Source organism: Dendrosporobacter sp. 1207_IL3150, from assembly GCF_036763085.1.
GTDB lineage: Bacteria > Bacillota > Negativicutes > DSM-1736 > Dendrosporobacteraceae > JBAIYU01.
Window position 1 is genome coordinate 24,155 of sequence record NZ_JBAIYU010000002.1, and the last position, 17,246, is coordinate 41,400.

At 39.6% G+C, this 17,246-nt stretch carries 18 protein-coding genes; all 18 read right to left on the bottom strand.

Annotated features, from left to right (window positions below; genetic code table 11):
* The 18 genes from ylxM to V6C17_RS00460 all read right to left on the bottom strand — a co-directional run bounded on the left by ylxM (window position 1) and on the right by V6C17_RS00460 (window position 17,202).
* Window positions 1–360, bottom strand: a complete 360-nt coding sequence (gene ylxM, locus V6C17_RS00375) for a YlxM family DNA-binding protein (RefSeq protein ID WP_333520580.1) — start codon at window positions 358–360, stop codon at window positions 1–3.
* 79 nt (window positions 361–439) lie between these two features.
* Window positions 440–1,357, bottom strand: a complete 918-nt coding sequence (gene ftsY, locus V6C17_RS00380; RefSeq protein WP_333520581.1) for a signal recognition particle-docking protein FtsY — start codon at window positions 1,355–1,357, stop codon at window positions 440–442.
* A 14-nt stretch (window positions 1,358–1,371) separates the two neighbouring features.
* Window positions 1,372–4,929, bottom strand: a complete 3,558-nt coding sequence (gene smc, locus V6C17_RS00385; RefSeq protein ID WP_333520582.1) for a chromosome segregation protein SMC — start codon at window positions 4,927–4,929, stop codon at window positions 1,372–1,374.
* 132 nt (window positions 4,930–5,061) lie between these two features.
* Window positions 5,062–5,322, bottom strand: a complete 261-nt coding sequence (locus V6C17_RS00390; protein WP_333520583.1) for a stage V sporulation protein S — start codon at window positions 5,320–5,322, stop codon at window positions 5,062–5,064.
* A gap of 77 nt (window positions 5,323–5,399) precedes the next feature.
* The gene (locus V6C17_RS00395; RefSeq protein ID WP_333520584.1) at window positions 5,400–6,449 is read right to left on the bottom strand and encodes an elongator complex protein 3; all 1,050 of its coding nucleotides are present in this window, start codon (window positions 6,447–6,449) and stop codon (window positions 5,400–5,402) included.
* 35 nt (window positions 6,450–6,484) lie between these two features.
* Window positions 6,485–7,216, bottom strand: a complete 732-nt coding sequence (rnc, locus tag V6C17_RS00400) for a ribonuclease III (protein ID WP_333520585.1) — start codon at window positions 7,214–7,216, stop codon at window positions 6,485–6,487.
* A 3-nt stretch (window positions 7,217–7,219) separates the two neighbouring features.
* Window positions 7,220–8,461 carry a beta-ketoacyl-ACP synthase II gene (gene fabF / locus V6C17_RS00405; protein ID WP_333520586.1) on the bottom strand — a complete coding sequence of 414 codons (1,242 nt, stop codon included), beginning with the start codon at window positions 8,459–8,461 and terminating at the stop codon, window positions 7,220–7,222.
* A 14-nt stretch (window positions 8,462–8,475) separates the two neighbouring features.
* A complete protein-coding gene (locus V6C17_RS00410; protein WP_333520587.1) occupies window positions 8,476–9,420 on the bottom strand; it encodes an NAD(P)H-dependent flavin oxidoreductase in 945 nt (314 codons plus the stop codon).
* 90 nt (window positions 9,421–9,510) lie between these two features.
* Entirely contained in the window at window positions 9,511–9,747 is a 237-nt protein-coding gene (locus V6C17_RS00415) for an acyl carrier protein (RefSeq protein WP_333520588.1), read from the bottom strand.
* Between the two features lie 25 nt (window positions 9,748–9,772).
* Complete coding sequence (fabG, locus tag V6C17_RS00420) at window positions 9,773–10,516, bottom strand: 3-oxoacyl-[acyl-carrier-protein] reductase (RefSeq protein WP_333520589.1); 744 nt, start codon at window positions 10,514–10,516, stop codon at window positions 9,773–9,775.
* A 1-nt stretch (window position 10,517) separates the two neighbouring features.
* A complete protein-coding gene (fabD, locus tag V6C17_RS00425) occupies window positions 10,518–11,462 on the bottom strand; it encodes an ACP S-malonyltransferase (protein WP_333520590.1) in 945 nt (314 codons plus the stop codon).
* An 18-nt stretch (window positions 11,463–11,480) separates the two neighbouring features.
* A complete protein-coding gene (gene fabK / locus V6C17_RS00430; protein WP_333520614.1) occupies window positions 11,481–12,422 on the bottom strand; it encodes an enoyl-[acyl-carrier-protein] reductase FabK in 942 nt (313 codons plus the stop codon).
* Between the two features lie 6 nt (window positions 12,423–12,428).
* Window positions 12,429–13,433 carry a beta-ketoacyl-ACP synthase III gene (locus V6C17_RS00435; protein ID WP_333520591.1) on the bottom strand — a complete coding sequence of 335 codons (1,005 nt, stop codon included), beginning with the start codon at window positions 13,431–13,433 and terminating at the stop codon, window positions 12,429–12,431.
* Window positions 13,420–14,439: a phosphate acyltransferase PlsX gene (plsX, locus tag V6C17_RS00440; protein ID WP_333520592.1), complete on the bottom strand. Its 1,020-nt coding sequence runs from the start codon at window positions 14,437–14,439 to the stop codon at window positions 13,420–13,422. Before plsX ends, V6C17_RS00435 begins: the two co-directional genes overlap by 14 nt.
* Window positions 14,440–14,455: 16 nt before the next feature.
* On the bottom strand, window positions 14,456–15,010 hold the full coding sequence (gene fapR, locus V6C17_RS00445) for a transcription factor FapR (protein WP_333520593.1): 555 nt from the start codon (window positions 15,008–15,010) through the stop codon (window positions 14,456–14,458).
* Window positions 15,011–15,149: 139 nt separating this feature from the next.
* A complete protein-coding gene (rpmF, locus tag V6C17_RS00450) occupies window positions 15,150–15,326 on the bottom strand; it encodes a 50S ribosomal protein L32 (RefSeq protein WP_333520594.1) in 177 nt (58 codons plus the stop codon).
* A 66-nt stretch (window positions 15,327–15,392) separates the two neighbouring features.
* Window positions 15,393–15,995, bottom strand: a complete 603-nt coding sequence (locus V6C17_RS00455) for a YceD family protein (protein WP_333520595.1) — start codon at window positions 15,993–15,995, stop codon at window positions 15,393–15,395.
* Window positions 15,996–16,005: 10 nt separating this feature from the next.
* The gene (locus V6C17_RS00460) at window positions 16,006–17,202 is read right to left on the bottom strand and encodes an acetate/propionate family kinase (protein ID WP_333520596.1); all 1,197 of its coding nucleotides are present in this window, start codon (window positions 17,200–17,202) and stop codon (window positions 16,006–16,008) included.
* Between the last annotated feature and the right edge of the window lie 44 nt (window positions 17,203–17,246).

Here is a 17,246-nt window from a genome sequence, read left to right on the forward strand (position 1 = left end):
CTACACCTCCTCGGATTCGACGATTAGGTCTGCCAGTTTGGTTAATACTGACTGAATCTCTGGTATATTTCTTATGTCAGCCGATAAGTTATTTACTAACTCAAAGGCTTGTTTTATATTTAGCTGTTCACGCTGATAGCGTTCTACTAGCTTAAGTTTTGTTTCATATTCGATAAGTATCTGCTCAGACCTTTTTAATATATCATGCACAGCCTGACGTGATACACCAAACTCTTCAGCAATTTCCGAAAGCGATAAATCATGTGAATAGTGCATTTCGAGGCAACGCTGCTGCTTTTCTGTAAGAAGTGCACCGTAAAAATCAAACAACATTCCTACTTTTAGTACTTTGTCCAACATGATTTCACCTACTTTTTCGTCAAGTGAATTACCTTTACAGTATTATTATATTAATAATCAAATTCGTTGTCAAGCTTTTTTACTTGTCAGTAAATAATGCCTGAGCAAAGTCATCTGGATTGAACGGACGGAGATCATTAACGCCTTCACCAACACCGATCCATTTTACCGGCAATTTTAGTTCAGCTTTCATACCAATAACCACGCCGCCTTTGGCCGTACCATCAAGTTTTGTTAAAACTACACCGGAAACTTGTGTTGCTTCGCCAAAAATCTTGGCCTGACTGATAGCATTCTGCCCTGTCGTTGCATCAAGCACTAATAGCGTTTCATGAGGGGCGTTAGGAATTTCTCTGGCGATAATTCGTTTAATTTTTTTCAGTTCTTCCATTAGATTGGATTTAGTATGCAGACGACCTGCTGTATCTATAATTAAAATATCAGCTTTTCGCGCTTTAGCAGACTGCACAGCATCAAACGCTACCGCGGCCGGATCAGCTCCTTCAGTATGTTTAATTACCTCTGCATTAATACGCTGTCCCCATATTTCCAACTGATCGATGGCCGCTGCGCGGAAAGTATCTCCAGCAGCCAACATTACTTTATGCCCCTGCTCCCGATAATAATTACCCAATTTTCCAATTGTAGTTGTTTTGCCAACTCCATTAACACCGACTACCATAACTACAGTTGGTGCTTCATTAGCTAAAGTATCTTCAATAAAACCATCTGAAAGAATTGCACTAATCTTTTCCTGTAAAAAAGGCTTAAGGTGATCTGGTGACTGAATCTCCTTACTTTTTATGCCTGCTCTGATTTCAGACATCAGCTTAGATGTAGTATGAACACCCACATCTGCTGATAAAAGGACCGCCTCTAAATCATCTAAAAATTCATCATCGATTTTCGCGTAGCCCATAACTAATTGCTCAATTTTTTCTGTAAAGCCTTTACGCGTCTTTTCCAACCCAGCTTTTAATTTATCAAAGAAACCCATAATTTACCCTCCACTTAACTTACTTTATCAACTAATTTGACTGAAACTACTCTAGATACACCGGCTTCTTCGACAGTTATACCATGAAGCACATCTGCGGCCTCCATAGTGCCTTTTCGGTGTGTAACAACAATAAATTGTGTTTGCTCTGCAAAATGTTTTAAAAAGCTGCTAAATCGTTCTAGATTTGCCTCATCAAGTGGCGCATCAATTTCATCTACCACGGTAAATGGCGCAGGACGATAGGAAAGAAACGCAAACAACAGAGCAATAACGGTTAGCGCTCTCTCGCCGCCTGATAACAATACCAGGTTTTGAAGCTTTTTCCCTGGCGGCTGGACAAGTATCTCGATACCTGTTTCAAGTAAATTATTATTGTCAGTTAGCTGTAATTTAGCAGTACCGCCGCCAAATAACCGAACAAATGTTATACCGAAGTAATCATTAATCTTTTTAAAAGCTTCAATAAACTGCTTTGACATATTATTATCAATATCATTAATTATAGTCGAAAGATATTCTTTGGCTTCGACTAAATCAGAATACTGTTGTTGCAAGAATTGATAGCGCTCTTGCAGTTTAGCATACTCATCAATCGCGTTAGGGTTTACAGGTCCTATTTCATTTATTTCCAGTTCAAGCTTACTTATCAGCTTTGCCAGCTCAGCTTCTGACTCCTGCCGCCTTAACGCCTTAGCTTGCTCAATAGTTAATGAATGCTGTTCACGAATCAATTCCAGGCATTTTTCTACTTCATATCTGTATTTAGTATAAAGCAGATCAGCTTCATGCAGCCTTTCTTGTGTCTCATTACATTTTCGGCGCAAATCTTTGATTTCTTTATCTATTATCTGCCCTGCTGCTAATTTTGTTAGTTTCTCAGCATACTGACTATCACGTTTCTGTTCGAAATCTTGCTTTTCAGCGACTAAGCTATTTTGCAATTCTTGTATCCGATTCAGCTCCTGATTAGCCTGAATAGTTTGCTCAATTATGCTGTTCTTTTCTGTATTTAACTGATTAATCTGCTTGGACAACTCAGCTAAGTTCTGCTCATACTGATGACTTGACTGTTTTAATAATATAATATTCTGCTGAGATGTTTCGTATTTGATTTTAAATGAAGTTAATTCGGAAACTACCTTATCACGTACTAGATTTAATTCAGTCAAATTCAGCTGCATGACGTTTATTTCTTGTTTTTGAACAATATCAAGATCTTCTAACCGTGCAATGCTTATTTGAGTTTTATATAGGCTGTCTTCAAGAATTGAAATCTCAGTACTGCATTTCATAATTTCAGCCTTAGCAGAATTTATCGCTATTTGTAATCTATCTAGTTCGAGTTTAATTTTATCTCGATGCACCGATAATTCTGCCTGCCTTACTTCCTTTTGACGCCAGGTTTCACTAAGCGCACTTATTTGCTGATCATGTTCATAAATACCTTGAGTTAGCTTACTTATCTGCTCCTGAAATTCAAGACTTTCTGATGTGAGCGATTTTATCTTATGGGATGTTGATTCTATTTCACTGGAACGGCTTAGAAAACTTGCATCCCTTCTGATATTACTTCCACCGGTCATAGATCCGCCAATATTAATCAGTTCACCGTCAAGAGTTACTATTCTAATTCCAAACGAATATTCTCTTGCAATTTTTAATGCTGAATCTAGGTTTTCCGCTACAACAGTACGTCCCAGCAAAAAGGATACAACATCATTATATTTAGGCTCACAGGTAATTAACTGAGAAGCAAAACCAAGTGCTCCTTGGGTTTTTGAAGCACTTACCTCGTTATTTCTCGGTTGCTGCGATCTAATACTATTTAAAGGAAGGAAAGTAGCGCGTCCTAGATGCTGTTTCTTTAGATAGTTAATAGCTTGCTTAGCTATCTCATCAGTGTCCGTAATAATGTTCTGAAGAGCTCCTCCTAATGCAGTTTCAACCGCTACTACATACGGAGCCGGAACGCTTATTACTTCAGCCACTGCACCGCAAAGACCGCTGCTCCAGCTAAAAGACGTCTTGAGCACACTTTTGACTGCTCGTCCAAAACCTTCATATTCAAGTTGCATGCTTGCTAATACTTTAGACCTTGAGTTTAATTCACTTAGCTTTTGTAGCAGCACATCATACTTATGCTTGGTGCTTTGCAGATTATCACTTAGCTGTAGCTTTTGTGCTGTGAGATTAGTTTTATCACAGTTAAGGTTATCAACTTCCATCTTAAGGCGCGACAGCTCACTAAGCACAGTTTGGTGCTCATATTCAGCTTCAGACAATTGCGTTGAAAAATCAGCCAGCTCATTTTCATAGTCAGACTGACGGGCTTTAAATCTATTTAGATCTCTATCGATTACCTCGATTTGACTCTTCTTAATACCAAGTTCACGCAAGTCATCGTTCGTTTTATTCTTAATATCATCAATATTTTGTTCTATTTGTCTAATTTCACTAATTAATTTATGGTCCTGGTCTGCGAGGGTAGACAACTTGGTTTTTAAATCCCTTGACTGACTCTCTATATCGGCCATTGAGATTTGGAGTTCATTAAGACGATTTTGATTGTCATTTTGGTATTGTACAGATCGAATAATGTCATTCTCAACACGCGATTCTGCGATTTTAGCCTGTTTAATACGCTCTTCAAGCACTGAAAGCTGTACATTATTTTTATCAATTTTTTCAGTAACTGCTCTAATACTATTACCAAAATGCTGCATCTGTTCATCAAAAAGTGATAACTCTTCTAAGCTTTTCTCTTTATCAATTTCTTTAAGAGTTAATGCAGTACTAAGATCAGACTGCAAGAGAGAAAGTGTTTTTTTCTGGACATCGGCACTGTCAATAAACTGACTATATTTCTCTAATTTATTGGCAAGAAGTGTCACCTGGCAAGATCTCAATTCAGAATAAATATGATTATACCGTTTTGTTTTCTCGGCACTTTCGCCAAGCGGTGAAAGCTGTACTTCAATTTCATTTATTATATCTGAAACCCTGGTAAGATTCTGTGAGGTATCATCTAGTTTACGCAAGGCTTCCTTCTTGCGATTTTTAAAGCGAGTAATGCCAGCTGCTTCTTCAAATATCAACCGTCGATCTTCAGGTTTGCTGTTTAGCACTTCGTCGATCTTGTTCTGACTTATTACTGCCATAGCATCTCGTCCTAAACCAGTATCAGCCAGCAGATCATGAATATCTTTAAGGCGGCAATTTGATTTGTTAATATAATACTCACTATCGCCTGAACGGAATGCTCTACGTGTAATAGTTACTTCCTTAAAATCAATTGGCAGTTTACCAAGACTATTATCAAAAGTTAATGAAACTTCAGCTACACCTAATGCCCGCCGTGCTGAACTTCCAGCAAAAATAATATCCTCAGATTTAGACCCACGTAAGTTACGTATGTTTTGTTCCCCAAGAACCCATCGGATAGCATCAGTTATATTACTCTTTCCGCTCCCGTTAGGACCAACTATAGCGGTAATGCCTTTACCAAATTCAATTTCCAGTTTGTCAGCAAATGATTTAAAGCCATATGCTTCTAGCTTACGCAGTAACATATTGTTCACCAATCCAATATCAAAGTAGGTGTACCCAACAAAAATCCTTCATTCTTCATTATACCAAATATACCCTACATTAGAATAGCAAAAAACCTGTTTGCATAGCAAACAGGTTTTAAAAGTCTAAACCTAGCGTGGCTCTACAATAAAGCGAATTGCGGTTCTTTCTTCCCCTTCGATCGTAATTTCAGCAAAAGCAGGAACACTAATTAGATCAATACCATTTGGGGCTACGAAACCACGAGCTATCGCAATTGCTTTTATAGCTTGATTGACCGCCCCTGCGCCAACTGCCTGAACTTCAGCGGAACCTCTCTCACGTAATACGGCAGCTAGAGCGCCTGCTACAGATTTGGGATTTGATTGTGCAGATACTTTAAGAACCTCCATTAGTTTACCTCCTTTAGTGTAAGGGCTTATATCTTAAAGTATTCTGCTCATTTCCTAAAAATTCCTGCTTTGTAAAATTAAAGATAAATAAGCATGTTTTTATTCATAACATATCTCATATTTCGGTATTCAAGAACTACTTCACCTGTATTTACTCCGTCCTGAACTAGCTCTATATCTATTTTATATTTATTTACCCAATACTTTACATTAGTATTTTTTAGGCCACGAATCTTAGAAGTATCTTTAGGGTGATGACTAATTAATATTTTGCCAGCACTAAAACATACTTGGTCTAAACACTGTTCCACCATCGCCTTAAATATGTGACTTTCAACCATTTCGCCAAAAGCCGGGTGATATGGACCTGCCAATACGACATTTTTACTTGCCAGCTCGTCAGTAGCCTGAAGACCTGTTCTGATAACCTTTATATCATTTTTTTCAAAGAATAATCTTAAATAGGCACAGTATCGCACTGCTTGCACTATTGTAAGTGGCTTATATAGGTTATATTGATAAAGATCGGCAAGTTTGGTATTGGCAATTACTATTGTAGGATATATTCTCACGAAATCCGGTTTAAGCCCTGCTATCTGTTGAGCTGTTTTTATTAAACTGTTTAAATTCTCGTTTGGGAGGCCGGGCATCAGCTGAATGCCTAATTTTATAGGCGTTTTTCTAATACTGTTAACCGCTTTAATAACGTGCCCCGAAGTATGCCCCCTATTAGCTGCTATCAAAACGTTATTATCCATAGACTGAACGCCCAATTCAATGGTCGTAACGCCATAAGAATATAGAAAAGAAACTATTTCAGCGCTAATGCAGTCTGGACGTGTAGAGACACGAATAGCATGTATAGCTCCCTTTTTTAATGCAACGTGAGCCGGTGTGAGCAGAGCTCTTTGTATATCTATACCCAAGGCAGTAAAACTCCCACCATAAAAAGCTACTTCAATTCGTCGAGGTTTTGTTATTAGTTTTAGATGACGTTCAATCTCTTCACTAATTTGTTCTGGTGTGAACGGCGTAGTAAAACCAGTAATTTTACGCTGATTACAAAAGACACAATCATGGGGACATCCGTAGTGCGGTATAAAAATCGGAATAATATAATTCTTCATTATTACCCCCATAGTAAACATGGGCGACCCGTAGGTCACCCATTAAAATTACCACTATTCAATTCGTCCAAAGCCTGTTTAGCAGCCTGCTGTTCGGCTTCTTTCTTGCTTTTACCCAATCCAATACCTAGCTGCTTGCTGTTGACCAGCACCTCAATTTCAAAAGTCTTATCATGGTCTGGACCACGTTCAGCAATTATTTCATAATTAATTCGACTATCAGAATTTCTCTGCACTACTTCCTGCAATAAAGTCTTATAATCCTTTACATAATCGCCGCTTTCAACTAAAGCAAGCTGGTCTTTCAGCTGTCCTATAACAAAGGATTTAGCGGATTCAAAGCCGCCATCCAAATAAATAGCACCAATAATAGCCTCAAATGCATCAGCTAAAATTGAAATACGTTCTCTTCCCCCGGATACTAGTTCACCTTTTCCAAGAAGCAAATACTTACCAATGCTTAGTGAAGCAGCACGGCGGGCAATTGTAGCTTCGCATACAATTGCTGCTCGAGCCTTAGTAAGCTCACCCTCAGGCAGATTTGGGAACTGTCGGAATAAATATTCGCTAATAACTAAATCCAACACAGCATCACCAAGAAATTCCAATCGCTCATTGTGAATTACACTTGTGCCTTTAGTCTCATTAGCAAATGATGTATGAATCAAAGCCTGATTTAATAAACTTAAATCATTCAAGTCTATTCCTAAAACCTTGCATAGCCCTTTTAGGGATGAAATGCGCTGGTTATCTAATTTACTACACATAATTTATTCTTTATATTTTTTTACTAGAATTGTAGCATTGTGGCCGCCAAACCCGAATGAGTTGGATATTGCTACATTTACTACTTGTTTACGTGCCACATTTGGAACGTAATCCAAATCTAGATCGTTATCAGGAGTTTCATAGTTGATAGTTGGAGGAATCATGTCATTTGCAACAGCAAGTACGGATGCAATAGCTTCGATGCCTCCAGCAGCGCCAAGTAAGTGGCCTGTCATTGATTTAATTGAGCTTACCGCTACTTTATATGCATGATCTCCAAATAGCGCTTTTATTGCCAGAGATTCATTTTTATCGTTAAGCGGAGTAGATGTACCATGGGCGTTAATATAACTAACATCAGACGGAGCGATACCCGCATCCTTAATTGCCATTTCCATACACTTAGCAGCTTGAACGCCCTCAGGAGCTGGAGCTGTGATATGGTATGCGTCAGCATTAAAGCCATAACCTGCAACTTCGGCATAGATATGCGCACCTCTCGCTAATGCATGCTCTAGGCTCTCAAGAATTACAATACCAGAACCTTCACCCATTACAAATCCGTCACGCTCTTTTTCAAAAGGACGAGAAGCTTTTTGCGGCTCATCATTACGTGTAGACATGGCTTTCATAGCACAAAATCCAGCAACAGCAGCTGGCGAAATGCAAGCCTCTGTACCACCCGCTACCATTACATCAGCATCACCACGCTGAATAATTTTAAACGCATCGCCGATAGAATTTGTGCCTGTCGCGCAAGCAGTAACTACACAAGTACTTGGACCTTGCAGACCAAAAGTAATAGATGTTTGTCCTGCTGCCATATTTGCAATCATCATAGGAACGAAGAATGGGCTAACCCGTCCTGGTCCCTTATCAAACAATGTTTTGTATTGATCGTGGAGAGTATCAATACCACCAATACCAGTTCCGACAACAACGCCAACACGGGTACGGTCTGTCTTATCGAGATCCATACCAGAATCCTCAAACGCCATTTTTGCTGCTGCAACAGCAAATTGCGTACATCTGTCCATACGTTTGGCTTCTTTTTTATCTATATATTTTGCAGGTTCAAAATCCTTAACTTCACCTGCAATACGTGTCGTATAATCGCTTGCATCAAAACGAGTAATTGGGCCGATCCCTGACTTTCCAGCCAAAAGGGATTGCCAAAATTCATCTTTACCACTACCCACTGGTGTAATAGCACCAATACCTGTAACTACGACTCTTTTCTTCAAACCGGATCACCTCACTAATTTATGGCTTCAACTTCTTTTAGAAGTCTAGCAAATATTTCTTTAACTGGTAATATTTCATCTATTTTATGAATGTACTCGCCCGTAAATACTAGGCCACTTTCAACATCGCCCTGCTGGGCACGAATAAGCGCTTTAATGATACAAAAGTTCTTTTCGCAATGTTTTAAACAAGCTTCGCAAGAATCAATAGGCGAAGTACTTTCCATTATTTTCTCTGCAAAAGGGTTTCTTACGGCACGGCCAGGAAGTCCTACTGGACTTTTGATTATTACTACATCTTCTGGTTTAGCCTTAAGATAAAATTCTTTTAATGCAGGTGCAGCATTTGATTCTACGCTGGCTGCAAAACGAGTACCCATTTGAACACCATCGGCGCCTAGTCTTATTACATCAACGATGTCTTGACCAGACATAACGCCGCCAGCACCAATAACCGGAATCTTAACAGCATTCTTAATATCAGGTATTAGCACCTTCATTGGCTGATCTGTGCCTAAATGTCCGCCTGCTTCTTTACCTTCAACAATAACTGCTGAAGCACCAAGCGCTTCTGAAATTTTAGCTAATTTAACCGAGGAAACAATTGGTACAATCGGAGTACCAGACTCTTTACCCATACCAAACATATCTCTAGAAAAACCGGCACCTGCCACTACTATATCAATGCCTTCATCAATGGCTGTCTTAACAAGGTCAGCAAATTGTCTTGCTGCAACCATTGCGTTTATTCCAATTACTCCTTTTGTAAGAGAACGGGCTAAGCGAATTTCGTAGCGCAGTTCATCTAAAGACATACCTGATGCAGCAATAAGGCCAATTCCTCCAGCCTCAGCCACAGCAGCTGCTAACCGCGCAGTAGAGATGCGTATAGCCATTCCGCCTTGAATAATAGGTACTTTAGCCACATGTTGGCCTATTTTAAGTTCTGGAAGTTTCAAGAATTAACTCCTCCATTCAAGTAACGCATTACCTTTAAGAAAGTCCCGTAAAAGGAGCTTTCACGGGACTTTCTCATTACGGTAATATCTTTAGCCTTGCTTCTCCTGGTCTATGTAGGTCACAGCGTCTTTTACTGTTTTAATTTTTTCGGCCACTTCATCAGGAATCTCAATGTTAAATTCCTCTTCAAACGCCATAATCAACTCAACAATATCAAGAGAATCTGCACCTAAATCATCGATAAAAGTGGAATCGATAGCAACATCGGCTTCATCAACGCCAAGTTGTTCTACTACGATTTCTTTAACTTTGTCAAAAGTTGTCATGATTTCACCTCCTTCCAAGGTTTATTTACATAACCATACCGCCATCTACATTCAATGTTTGACCAGTAATATAGTTTGCTGCTTCTGAAACTAAAAATAACACAGCAGCGGAAATATCATCAGTGGACCCTAATCTGCCTAACGGAATTTTGGTCGTTAACTCAGATTTAACTTGATCTGGCAATACCGCAGTCATGTCTGTTGCAATAAAACCAGGAGCAACAGCATTAACCGTAATACCGCGCGATGCTAATTCTTTAGCCATTGACTTAGTAAAGCCTATAACTCCAGCTTTAGCGGCCGCATAATTCGACTGACCAGCATTGCCAGTGATTCCAACAACTGAAGTCATGTTAATTATCTTACCGCATTTTTGCTTCATCATAATGCGCGATACAGCTTTTGTACAATTATAAATACCTTTTAAGTTAGTATTCATAACAGCATCCCAGTCTTCTTCCTTCATTCTCATGAGTAGATTATCCCGAGTAATTCCAGCATTATTGACTAATATATCAATTCGGCCGTAACTGTCCATCACTTGTTTCACCATCGCATCAACTGATTCGCTGCTTGCAACATCGCTCTGGATTATTATAGCCTCACCGCCGTTAGACTTAATTACATTTTCAACGTCTTGTGCTGCAGTTATGTTACCAGAATAATTAATTATTACCTTAGCTCCGGCTTTTGCTAGCTCAATTGCAACTGCGCGGCCAATTCCTCTGGAAGCTCCGGTAATTAGTGCCACTTTACCGTCTAAATGCATTTTAGCGAACCTCCTTGAAATAATCAAGGGTTTTTTCTAAGGAAGCAATATCTTCTACATTTAAATTATGAACTTCTTTTGCAATTTTCTTAGTAAACCCTGTTAGAACCTTACCAGGACCAACTTCGACAAATGTATCTGCTCCAAAGGCAGTCATTTCCTCGACACAATCTTCCCATTTTACAGGGCTGGCTGCTTGTTCAACAAGCAGTCCTTTAATAACATTGCTATCGGTCATTATTTTACCGGTAACATTAGCTACTACAGGAATTGTCGCATCATTAACTGTTAGTTTGTCTAATTCGGCAGATAACTTTTCCGCGGCTGGTTGCATTAGAGTACTATGGAACGGTGCACTGACCGGTAGCATCACAGCTCTTTTAGCACCCGCTGCTTTAAGCATTTCCACTGCTTTTTCAACAGCTTCTGCTGTACCGGCAATAACCACCTGTCCAGGGCAATTAAAATTAACTGCCTGAACTGCCCCAAACTCAGCCTGAGCTTTTTCACAAACATCGATAATTATATTTCTGTCAAGACCTAATATGGCTGCCATACTGCCCTGACCTATCGGCACCGCTTGTTGCATATACTGGCCGCGCTTATTTACTAATTTTACAGCATCACTAAAGCTAAGCGCTCCAGCTGCTACCAATGCTGAGTACTCACCGAGGCTGTGACCAGCAACAATATCAGGTGTAATACCTTGCTGCTTTAATAACTCATAGCAAATTACACTTACAGTTAAGATTGCAGGCTGAGTATTATAAGTTTTGCGCAAGTCTTCTTCAGGTCCGTTAAAGCACATATCCATAATGGAAAAACCTAAAGCTTCGTCAGCCTTATGGAATAACTCTCTTGCAACTTCATATTTTTCATATAATTCTTTCCCCATCCCGACTACTTGAGAGCCTTGACCAGGAAATACAAATGCAACTTTTCCCATAGTTATTTTCTCCTATTATCATTCCACAATATTTTTTATATCAGTCATTACTTGTGGTATTCCACTAATTAAATCCTGAATAATATCGTCGACAGTCTTTATACAATCAATCATTCCCGCGATTTGACCAATCATTACAGAACCGTAGTCGACATCGCCTTCATGTGCCGCAATCCGAAGTTTGCCTGCTCCGAGGTTTTCAAGTTCTTCCACGCTTGCGCCGCGTTTTTCCATCTCACTGTATTCACGAGTCAGTTTGTTAGCAATAACCCTGACCGGATGACCGGTAGATACACCTGTAACTACAGTTGAACGATCTTTAGCTTTTATAACTGCCTGCTTATATTTTTCATGTGCAATACACTCTTGGGACGCAACAAAACGCGATCCAATTTGGACGCCTTGAGCACCTAGTGCTAAAGCGGCAACGACACCTCTAGAATCAGCAATACCACCTGCTGCAATAACAGGAATACTTACAGCATCAGCTATTTGCGGAACTAACGCCATAGTAGTGATTTCTCCTACATGCCCACCACTTTCCATACCTTCAGCAATAAGAGCATCTACGCCTATTCTTTCAAGTCTTTTTGCTAATGCAACAGATGCCACTACTGGAATAACTTTACTTCCAATTTCTTTTAATGCCGGAATATATTCTCCTGGATTACCAGCACCAGTGGTAACAACAGGTACACGTTCTTCAATAACCACTTGCATTACTTCTTTAACATATGGTGACATAAGCATGATATTAACACCAAATGGTTTAGTAGTTAATGCTTTAGTTTTTTGAATTTCTTTTCTAAGCGCATCAGGAGGCATATGCCCTGCTCCGATCACTCCTAAGCCGCCAGCATTAGACACAGCTGCTACTAACTCAGCAGTTGCAATCCATGCCATACCGCCTTGTAAAATAGGATATTTAATATTCAATAATTGGCAAATTTTATTATTTATCAAAACCTAATCCCCCTTGCACCATTTTAATACGCACGATGCCCACGTAAGTCCAGCACCAAATCCAACTAATACAACAATATCGCCTTTTTTGACTCTTCCGCTTTTTACTGTTTCAGCTAAAGCAATAGGAATGGATGCAGCTGATGTATTGCCGTATTTATCAACATTAACTACCACCTTATCCATAGGGACCTTAAGACGCTTAGCTGCAGATTGGATTATTCGAATATTAGCTTGATGCGGTATCAGACAATCTATACTTTCAGGATCTAGCCCTGCATCGTCTAATGCCTTAACAGCAGCTTCTCCCATTACTTTAACTGCAAATTTAAACACTTCATTACCATTCATATGTATAAAGTGCAATTTATTATTGCAAGTTTCAATAGATGTAGGCTGACGAGATCCACCAGCTGGAACTTTCAGTAAGTCGCCGCCAGATCCATCTGCACCAAGTTCTACCCCTAATATGCCATAGCCGTCTTCTACTTGACCTAGTACAGCGGCCCCAGCACCATCACCAAACAAGATGCAGGTATTACGATCTTCCCAGTCAATGATTTTTGAAAGTGTTTCAGCACCAATCACTAAAACTTTTTTATAAACACCTGACTTTATGAAAGAACTCGCTACAACCATACCATAAGTAAATCCAGAACACGCAGCTGACAAGTCAAAGGCTGCAGCGTTTTTAGCTTTTAATCTATCTTGAACCAGACAAGCTACTGATGGAAAAGACATATCCGGTGTAACAGTAGCTACAATTATAAGGTCTATCTCCTCAGCAGTAATACCAGCGTCAGCAAGCGCCATTTCAGCAGCCTTAGCTGCAATATCTGATGTCGCCGTATCACCATCAGCCACTCGCCGCTCCTTAATACCTGTTCTCTCAAATATCCATTCGTCGGAAGTTTCTACTACCTTCTCCAAATCAGCATTTGTTACTATTTTTTCTGGAAGATATGATCCTACGCCTATTATACCTACAGCTTTATTATTCACCGTCATTGTTTAAAATCCCCTCCTTTGCTATATTCTCCCGAATATGTTCAACAACCTTGTTCTCATTAAATTCTATTGCTACCCGTATGGCGTTTTTAATCGCTTTAGCTTTGGAACTACCGTGACATATTATAAAACAACCATCTACTCCAAGCAAAGGAGCACCACCATATTCAGCATAATCGATTTTTTTCTTAAGGCTTTTGAGCGCCGGCAAAACCATGAGCGATGCGATTTTAGTCATAAGACCGCTATTTTTTATTGATTCTTTTATAAGCTGCATTATCGCACCAGCAAGACCTTCACCAAACTTTAGCACAACATTGCCAACAAAGCCATCACATACAACTACATCGACCGTTCCTTTTGGAATGTCGCGGCCTTCAGCGTTCCCGATAAAATTTATAGTCTGAAGTTTTTGGAGCATCGGATATGTGGCTAATACCTGTTCATTGCCTTTAGTCTCTTCTTCCCCAATATTCAGCAATCCTATGCGAGGATTTTTTATTCCTAAGATATACTCGGCGTAAATTGACCCCATAATAGCACTTTGCACTAAATGTTTTGGCTTGCTGTCGACATTAGCACCTGAGTCTAATAGTACGGTTGTACCGCTTATATTAGGCATCGGAGTTGCAATTGTCGGACGCTCGATACCTTTAATGCGCCCTAGTCCGAAAAGTGCTGCGGCTACACCAGCCCCAGTGCTTCCGGCTGAGATAACCCCATCGCAAACCCCTTCTTTTACTAGCCTTGTTGCAACAACCACCGAAGCATCTTTTTTCTTGCGAATAGCAGCTCCCGGATGTTCCTGCATCTCTATTACTTCGCTTGCGTGCTGAATAGCAATATTTAAATTTTTAGTATCGTTCTTATGTAATATTTTCTCAATTTGTGCTTGGTCGCCGACGAGAACTATGTCACATTGATACTCTTTAGCAGCTTCTATTGCTCCTAATACTATTTGCTCTGGGGCGTAATCACTCCCCATCGCGTCAACTGCGATTTTCATTGAGTATCTCCCTTCGTTAGTCCAATGAAACCATAATAAATTTTGCGCGAAAAACTTCTTGCGCTTCGTTCCTAGTTTTTACCCAAATAAAATATTTATTGCCTCTTTGTTTAACAACTTCTGCTTTTGCGACTAATTTTTCACCTATTTTAATTGGTACTTTATATTTAATGTTGGCGACACCTGTTACAGCTGCCGGAGCATCTATAACAGCCAGTGCCAGCGAATTGGCTTGTGAAAAGACGTGGTGACCACGCGCGACTTGAGTTTTTTCAAATACCATTTCCGGTGTAACAACCATCATCGAAATACCTGATTTACCTAATACTAAGTCAATCAGATCTCCAACAACCTCGCCTTTAGATATAGCTTTTACTTTAGTCTGAGCATCTTCCGCCATTAGCTTAGTGCGTTCACGAAGTTCTGGTATACCTAGTTCCAACCGATCTAGTCTAATTGTCTGGACACTAACGTCTAATAATCTAGCTAATTCCTCGTCAGTAAGGAATGGGCTAGACTGAATTTTTTCAATTAATTGCTGTTGTCTGTGTTTTTTTTGTATTCTCGCCATTACATCACCTAGTTTTATCAGTTAGTACTAGAACCAGTTGTTAATACCTATTATAGCCATTAACTTTCAATAATGCAAGTAAAAACGAGTGAGCAAGACAGAGTCTTAATAACTCATATCTTGCTCACACTGGAAAATATTATTCTGCTTTAACTACTATCTTACCATTGTAGTGACCACACTCAGGACATACACGGTGCGGCATTTTTGGTTCATGACATTGCGGACATGCAATAAGACCAGGAACAGTTAGTTTCCAGTTAGCACGACGTTTATCACGACGAGCCTTGGACGTTTTACGCTTAGGTACTGCCATTTACTACACCTCCTTAACAGCGAACGTTCAACTTGCGAGTTAGAGCCCTCATAAGAAGTAACTCAGCTAGTCTTTATTAAAAAATTTTTGTAATTCGGCAAGCCTAGGATCAACGATATGACGATCACAAGAACATTCTGACTGGTTAAGATTGTTACCACATTTTATGCAAAGACCGCGGCACTCTTCTTTACAAACAGTGCTTATAGGCTGTGCAAGTAGAATATTTTCACGAACTAACTCCGAAAGGTCTATTTCATCACCCTGAAAATAGCTAATATCTTCCTCGCTATCATCAGAGCTATTGCCTTCCAGAAACTCTTCGTTAAAGGCTATTTCTACATTAGTACAAAATTCATCCAGACAGCGATCACATTGGTAGCACGCAACAGCATTAATAGCTCCTGTCACTTCAAGAGCTCTACCTGTGTTTACAACTTGACCTTCAACATTTATGTCGTTATCTGTCCATGGGTGCTCATCGCCGATACCCAATTGTTCAGCAGAAGTGACGAACTTAAACATATGCCGGCTACCAATTTCATTCTTCGCCTGTGTTACATTAATTTTCATCATTTTCCACCAACCTTCATCTATTATAGCTACCACTATAATGTTTGTCAAGAAATCTAAAGGTAGGAACGTACTATTACGCGCTCCTACCTTCATTTATTCTATTTTACTTATTGCAGATAACTTTAGTGTCACGAGCAATCATTAATTCTTCGTTTGTTGGAATAATGAATAATTTTACTTGTGAGCCTTCAGCGCTAATTTCGCGTGCTTTACCACGAACATTATTACGCTCGTTGCAAATCTTAGTTCCTAAGAAGTCTAAACCTTCAGCAATCATTGCACGCATGCTTACAGAATTTTCACCAAGTCCCGCAGTAAATACAATTGCATCAACGCCACCCATTGCTGCAACGTAGCTGCCGATATACTTGCGAACGCGGTACGCGAAAATATCAAGAGCTAACTGAGCACGCTCGTTACCTTCTTCTGCAGCACCTTCAATATCGCGGAAGTCGCTTGATACGCCGGAAATTCCAAGAACGCCGGATTTTTTGTTGATATAATTATCCATATCTTCTACAGATAGGCCTTCTTTTTTCATTAAGAAAGGCAGAATGGCAGGATCAACATCACCGCAGCGTGTTCCCATTACTAAGCCTTCAAGCGGAGTAAAGCCCATGCTTGTATCAATAACTTGTCCATTTTTTACTGCTGCAACGCTTGATCCATTGCCTAAATGACAAGTTACGATTTTAAGTTCACTTATATCTTTGCCCATAAGTTCAGCTACGCTTTGCGCAACGAATTTATGTGAGGTGCCATGGAAACCATATCTTCTAACGCGATGTTTTTCATACGCTTCATATGGCAAGCCATAGATAAAAGCTTTTTTAGGCATTGTTTGATGGAACGCAGTATCAAAAACACCAACTTGAGGTACACCAGGCATAAGTTTTTCACAAGCATTGATGCCTAAAATATTTGGCGGATTATGTAATGGAGCCATTTCGATACATTCTTCAAGTGCTTGCATTACCTCAGGAGTAATTAATACTGAGCTAGCAAACTTTTCGGCACCGTGTACTACACGATGGCCAACCGCAGTAATTTCCTGCATGCTGGCAATAACACCGTGCTCAGCATTTGTTAAGGCATCTACTACTAATTTAATAGCAATGCTATGATTTTCGATGTCTGCATTAATGATTGTTTTATCTTTGTCGGCAGGTTGGTGTGTTAAAACTGAACCCTCAATACCAATCCGTTCTACTAACCCTTTTGCCAATACAGACTCATCAGTCATGTCAAATAATTGATACTTTAAAGAAGAACTACCACAATTTACTACTAAAACTTTCACCCTAAAAATCCCCCTAACATATTTGGTTGTGCTGCAATTTGCAG

Bases quoted from the DNA above. Each gene is read 5' to 3' on its own strand.
- rnc (WP_333520585.1), bottom strand. From the start codon at position 7,216: ATGTGTAGTAAATTAGATAACCAGCGCATTTCATCCCTAAAAGGGCTA.
- V6C17_RS00395 (WP_333520584.1), bottom strand. From the start codon at position 6,449: ATGAAGAATTATATTATTCCGATTTTTATACCGCACTACGGATGTCCC.
- ylxM (WP_333520580.1), bottom strand. From the start codon at position 360: ATGTTGGACAAAGTACTAAAAGTAGGAATGTTGTTTGATTTTTACGGT.
- rpmF (WP_333520594.1), bottom strand. From the start codon at position 15,326: ATGGCAGTACCTAAGCGTAAAACGTCCAAGGCTCGTCGTGATAAACGT.
- fabG (WP_333520589.1), bottom strand. From the start codon at position 10,516: ATGCATTTAGACGGTAAAGTGGCACTAATTACCGGAGCTTCCAGAGGA.
- fapR (WP_333520593.1), bottom strand. From the start codon at position 15,010: ATGGCGAGAATACAAAAAAAACACAGACAACAGCAATTAATTGAAAAA.
- fabD (WP_333520590.1), bottom strand. From the start codon at position 11,462: ATGGGAAAAGTTGCATTTGTATTTCCTGGTCAAGGCTCTCAAGTAGTC.
- V6C17_RS00390 (WP_333520583.1), bottom strand. From the start codon at position 5,322: ATGGAGGTTCTTAAAGTATCTGCACAATCAAATCCCAAATCTGTAGCA.
- V6C17_RS00455 (WP_333520595.1), bottom strand. From the start codon at position 15,995: ATGAAGGTAGGAGCGCGTAATAGTACGTTCCTACCTTTAGATTTCTTG.
- V6C17_RS00435 (WP_333520591.1), bottom strand. From the start codon at position 13,433: ATGACGGTGAATAATAAAGCTGTAGGTATAATAGGCGTAGGATCATAT.
- ftsY (WP_333520581.1), bottom strand. From the start codon at position 1,357: ATGGGTTTCTTTGATAAATTAAAAGCTGGGTTGGAAAAGACGCGTAAA.
- smc (WP_333520582.1), bottom strand. From the start codon at position 4,929: ATGTTACTGCGTAAGCTAGAAGCATATGGCTTTAAATCATTTGCTGAC.
- plsX (WP_333520592.1), bottom strand. From the start codon at position 14,439: ATGAAAATCGCAGTTGACGCGATGGGGAGTGATTACGCCCCAGAGCAA.
- V6C17_RS00415 (WP_333520588.1), bottom strand. From the start codon at position 9,747: ATGACAACTTTTGACAAAGTTAAAGAAATCGTAGTAGAACAACTTGGC.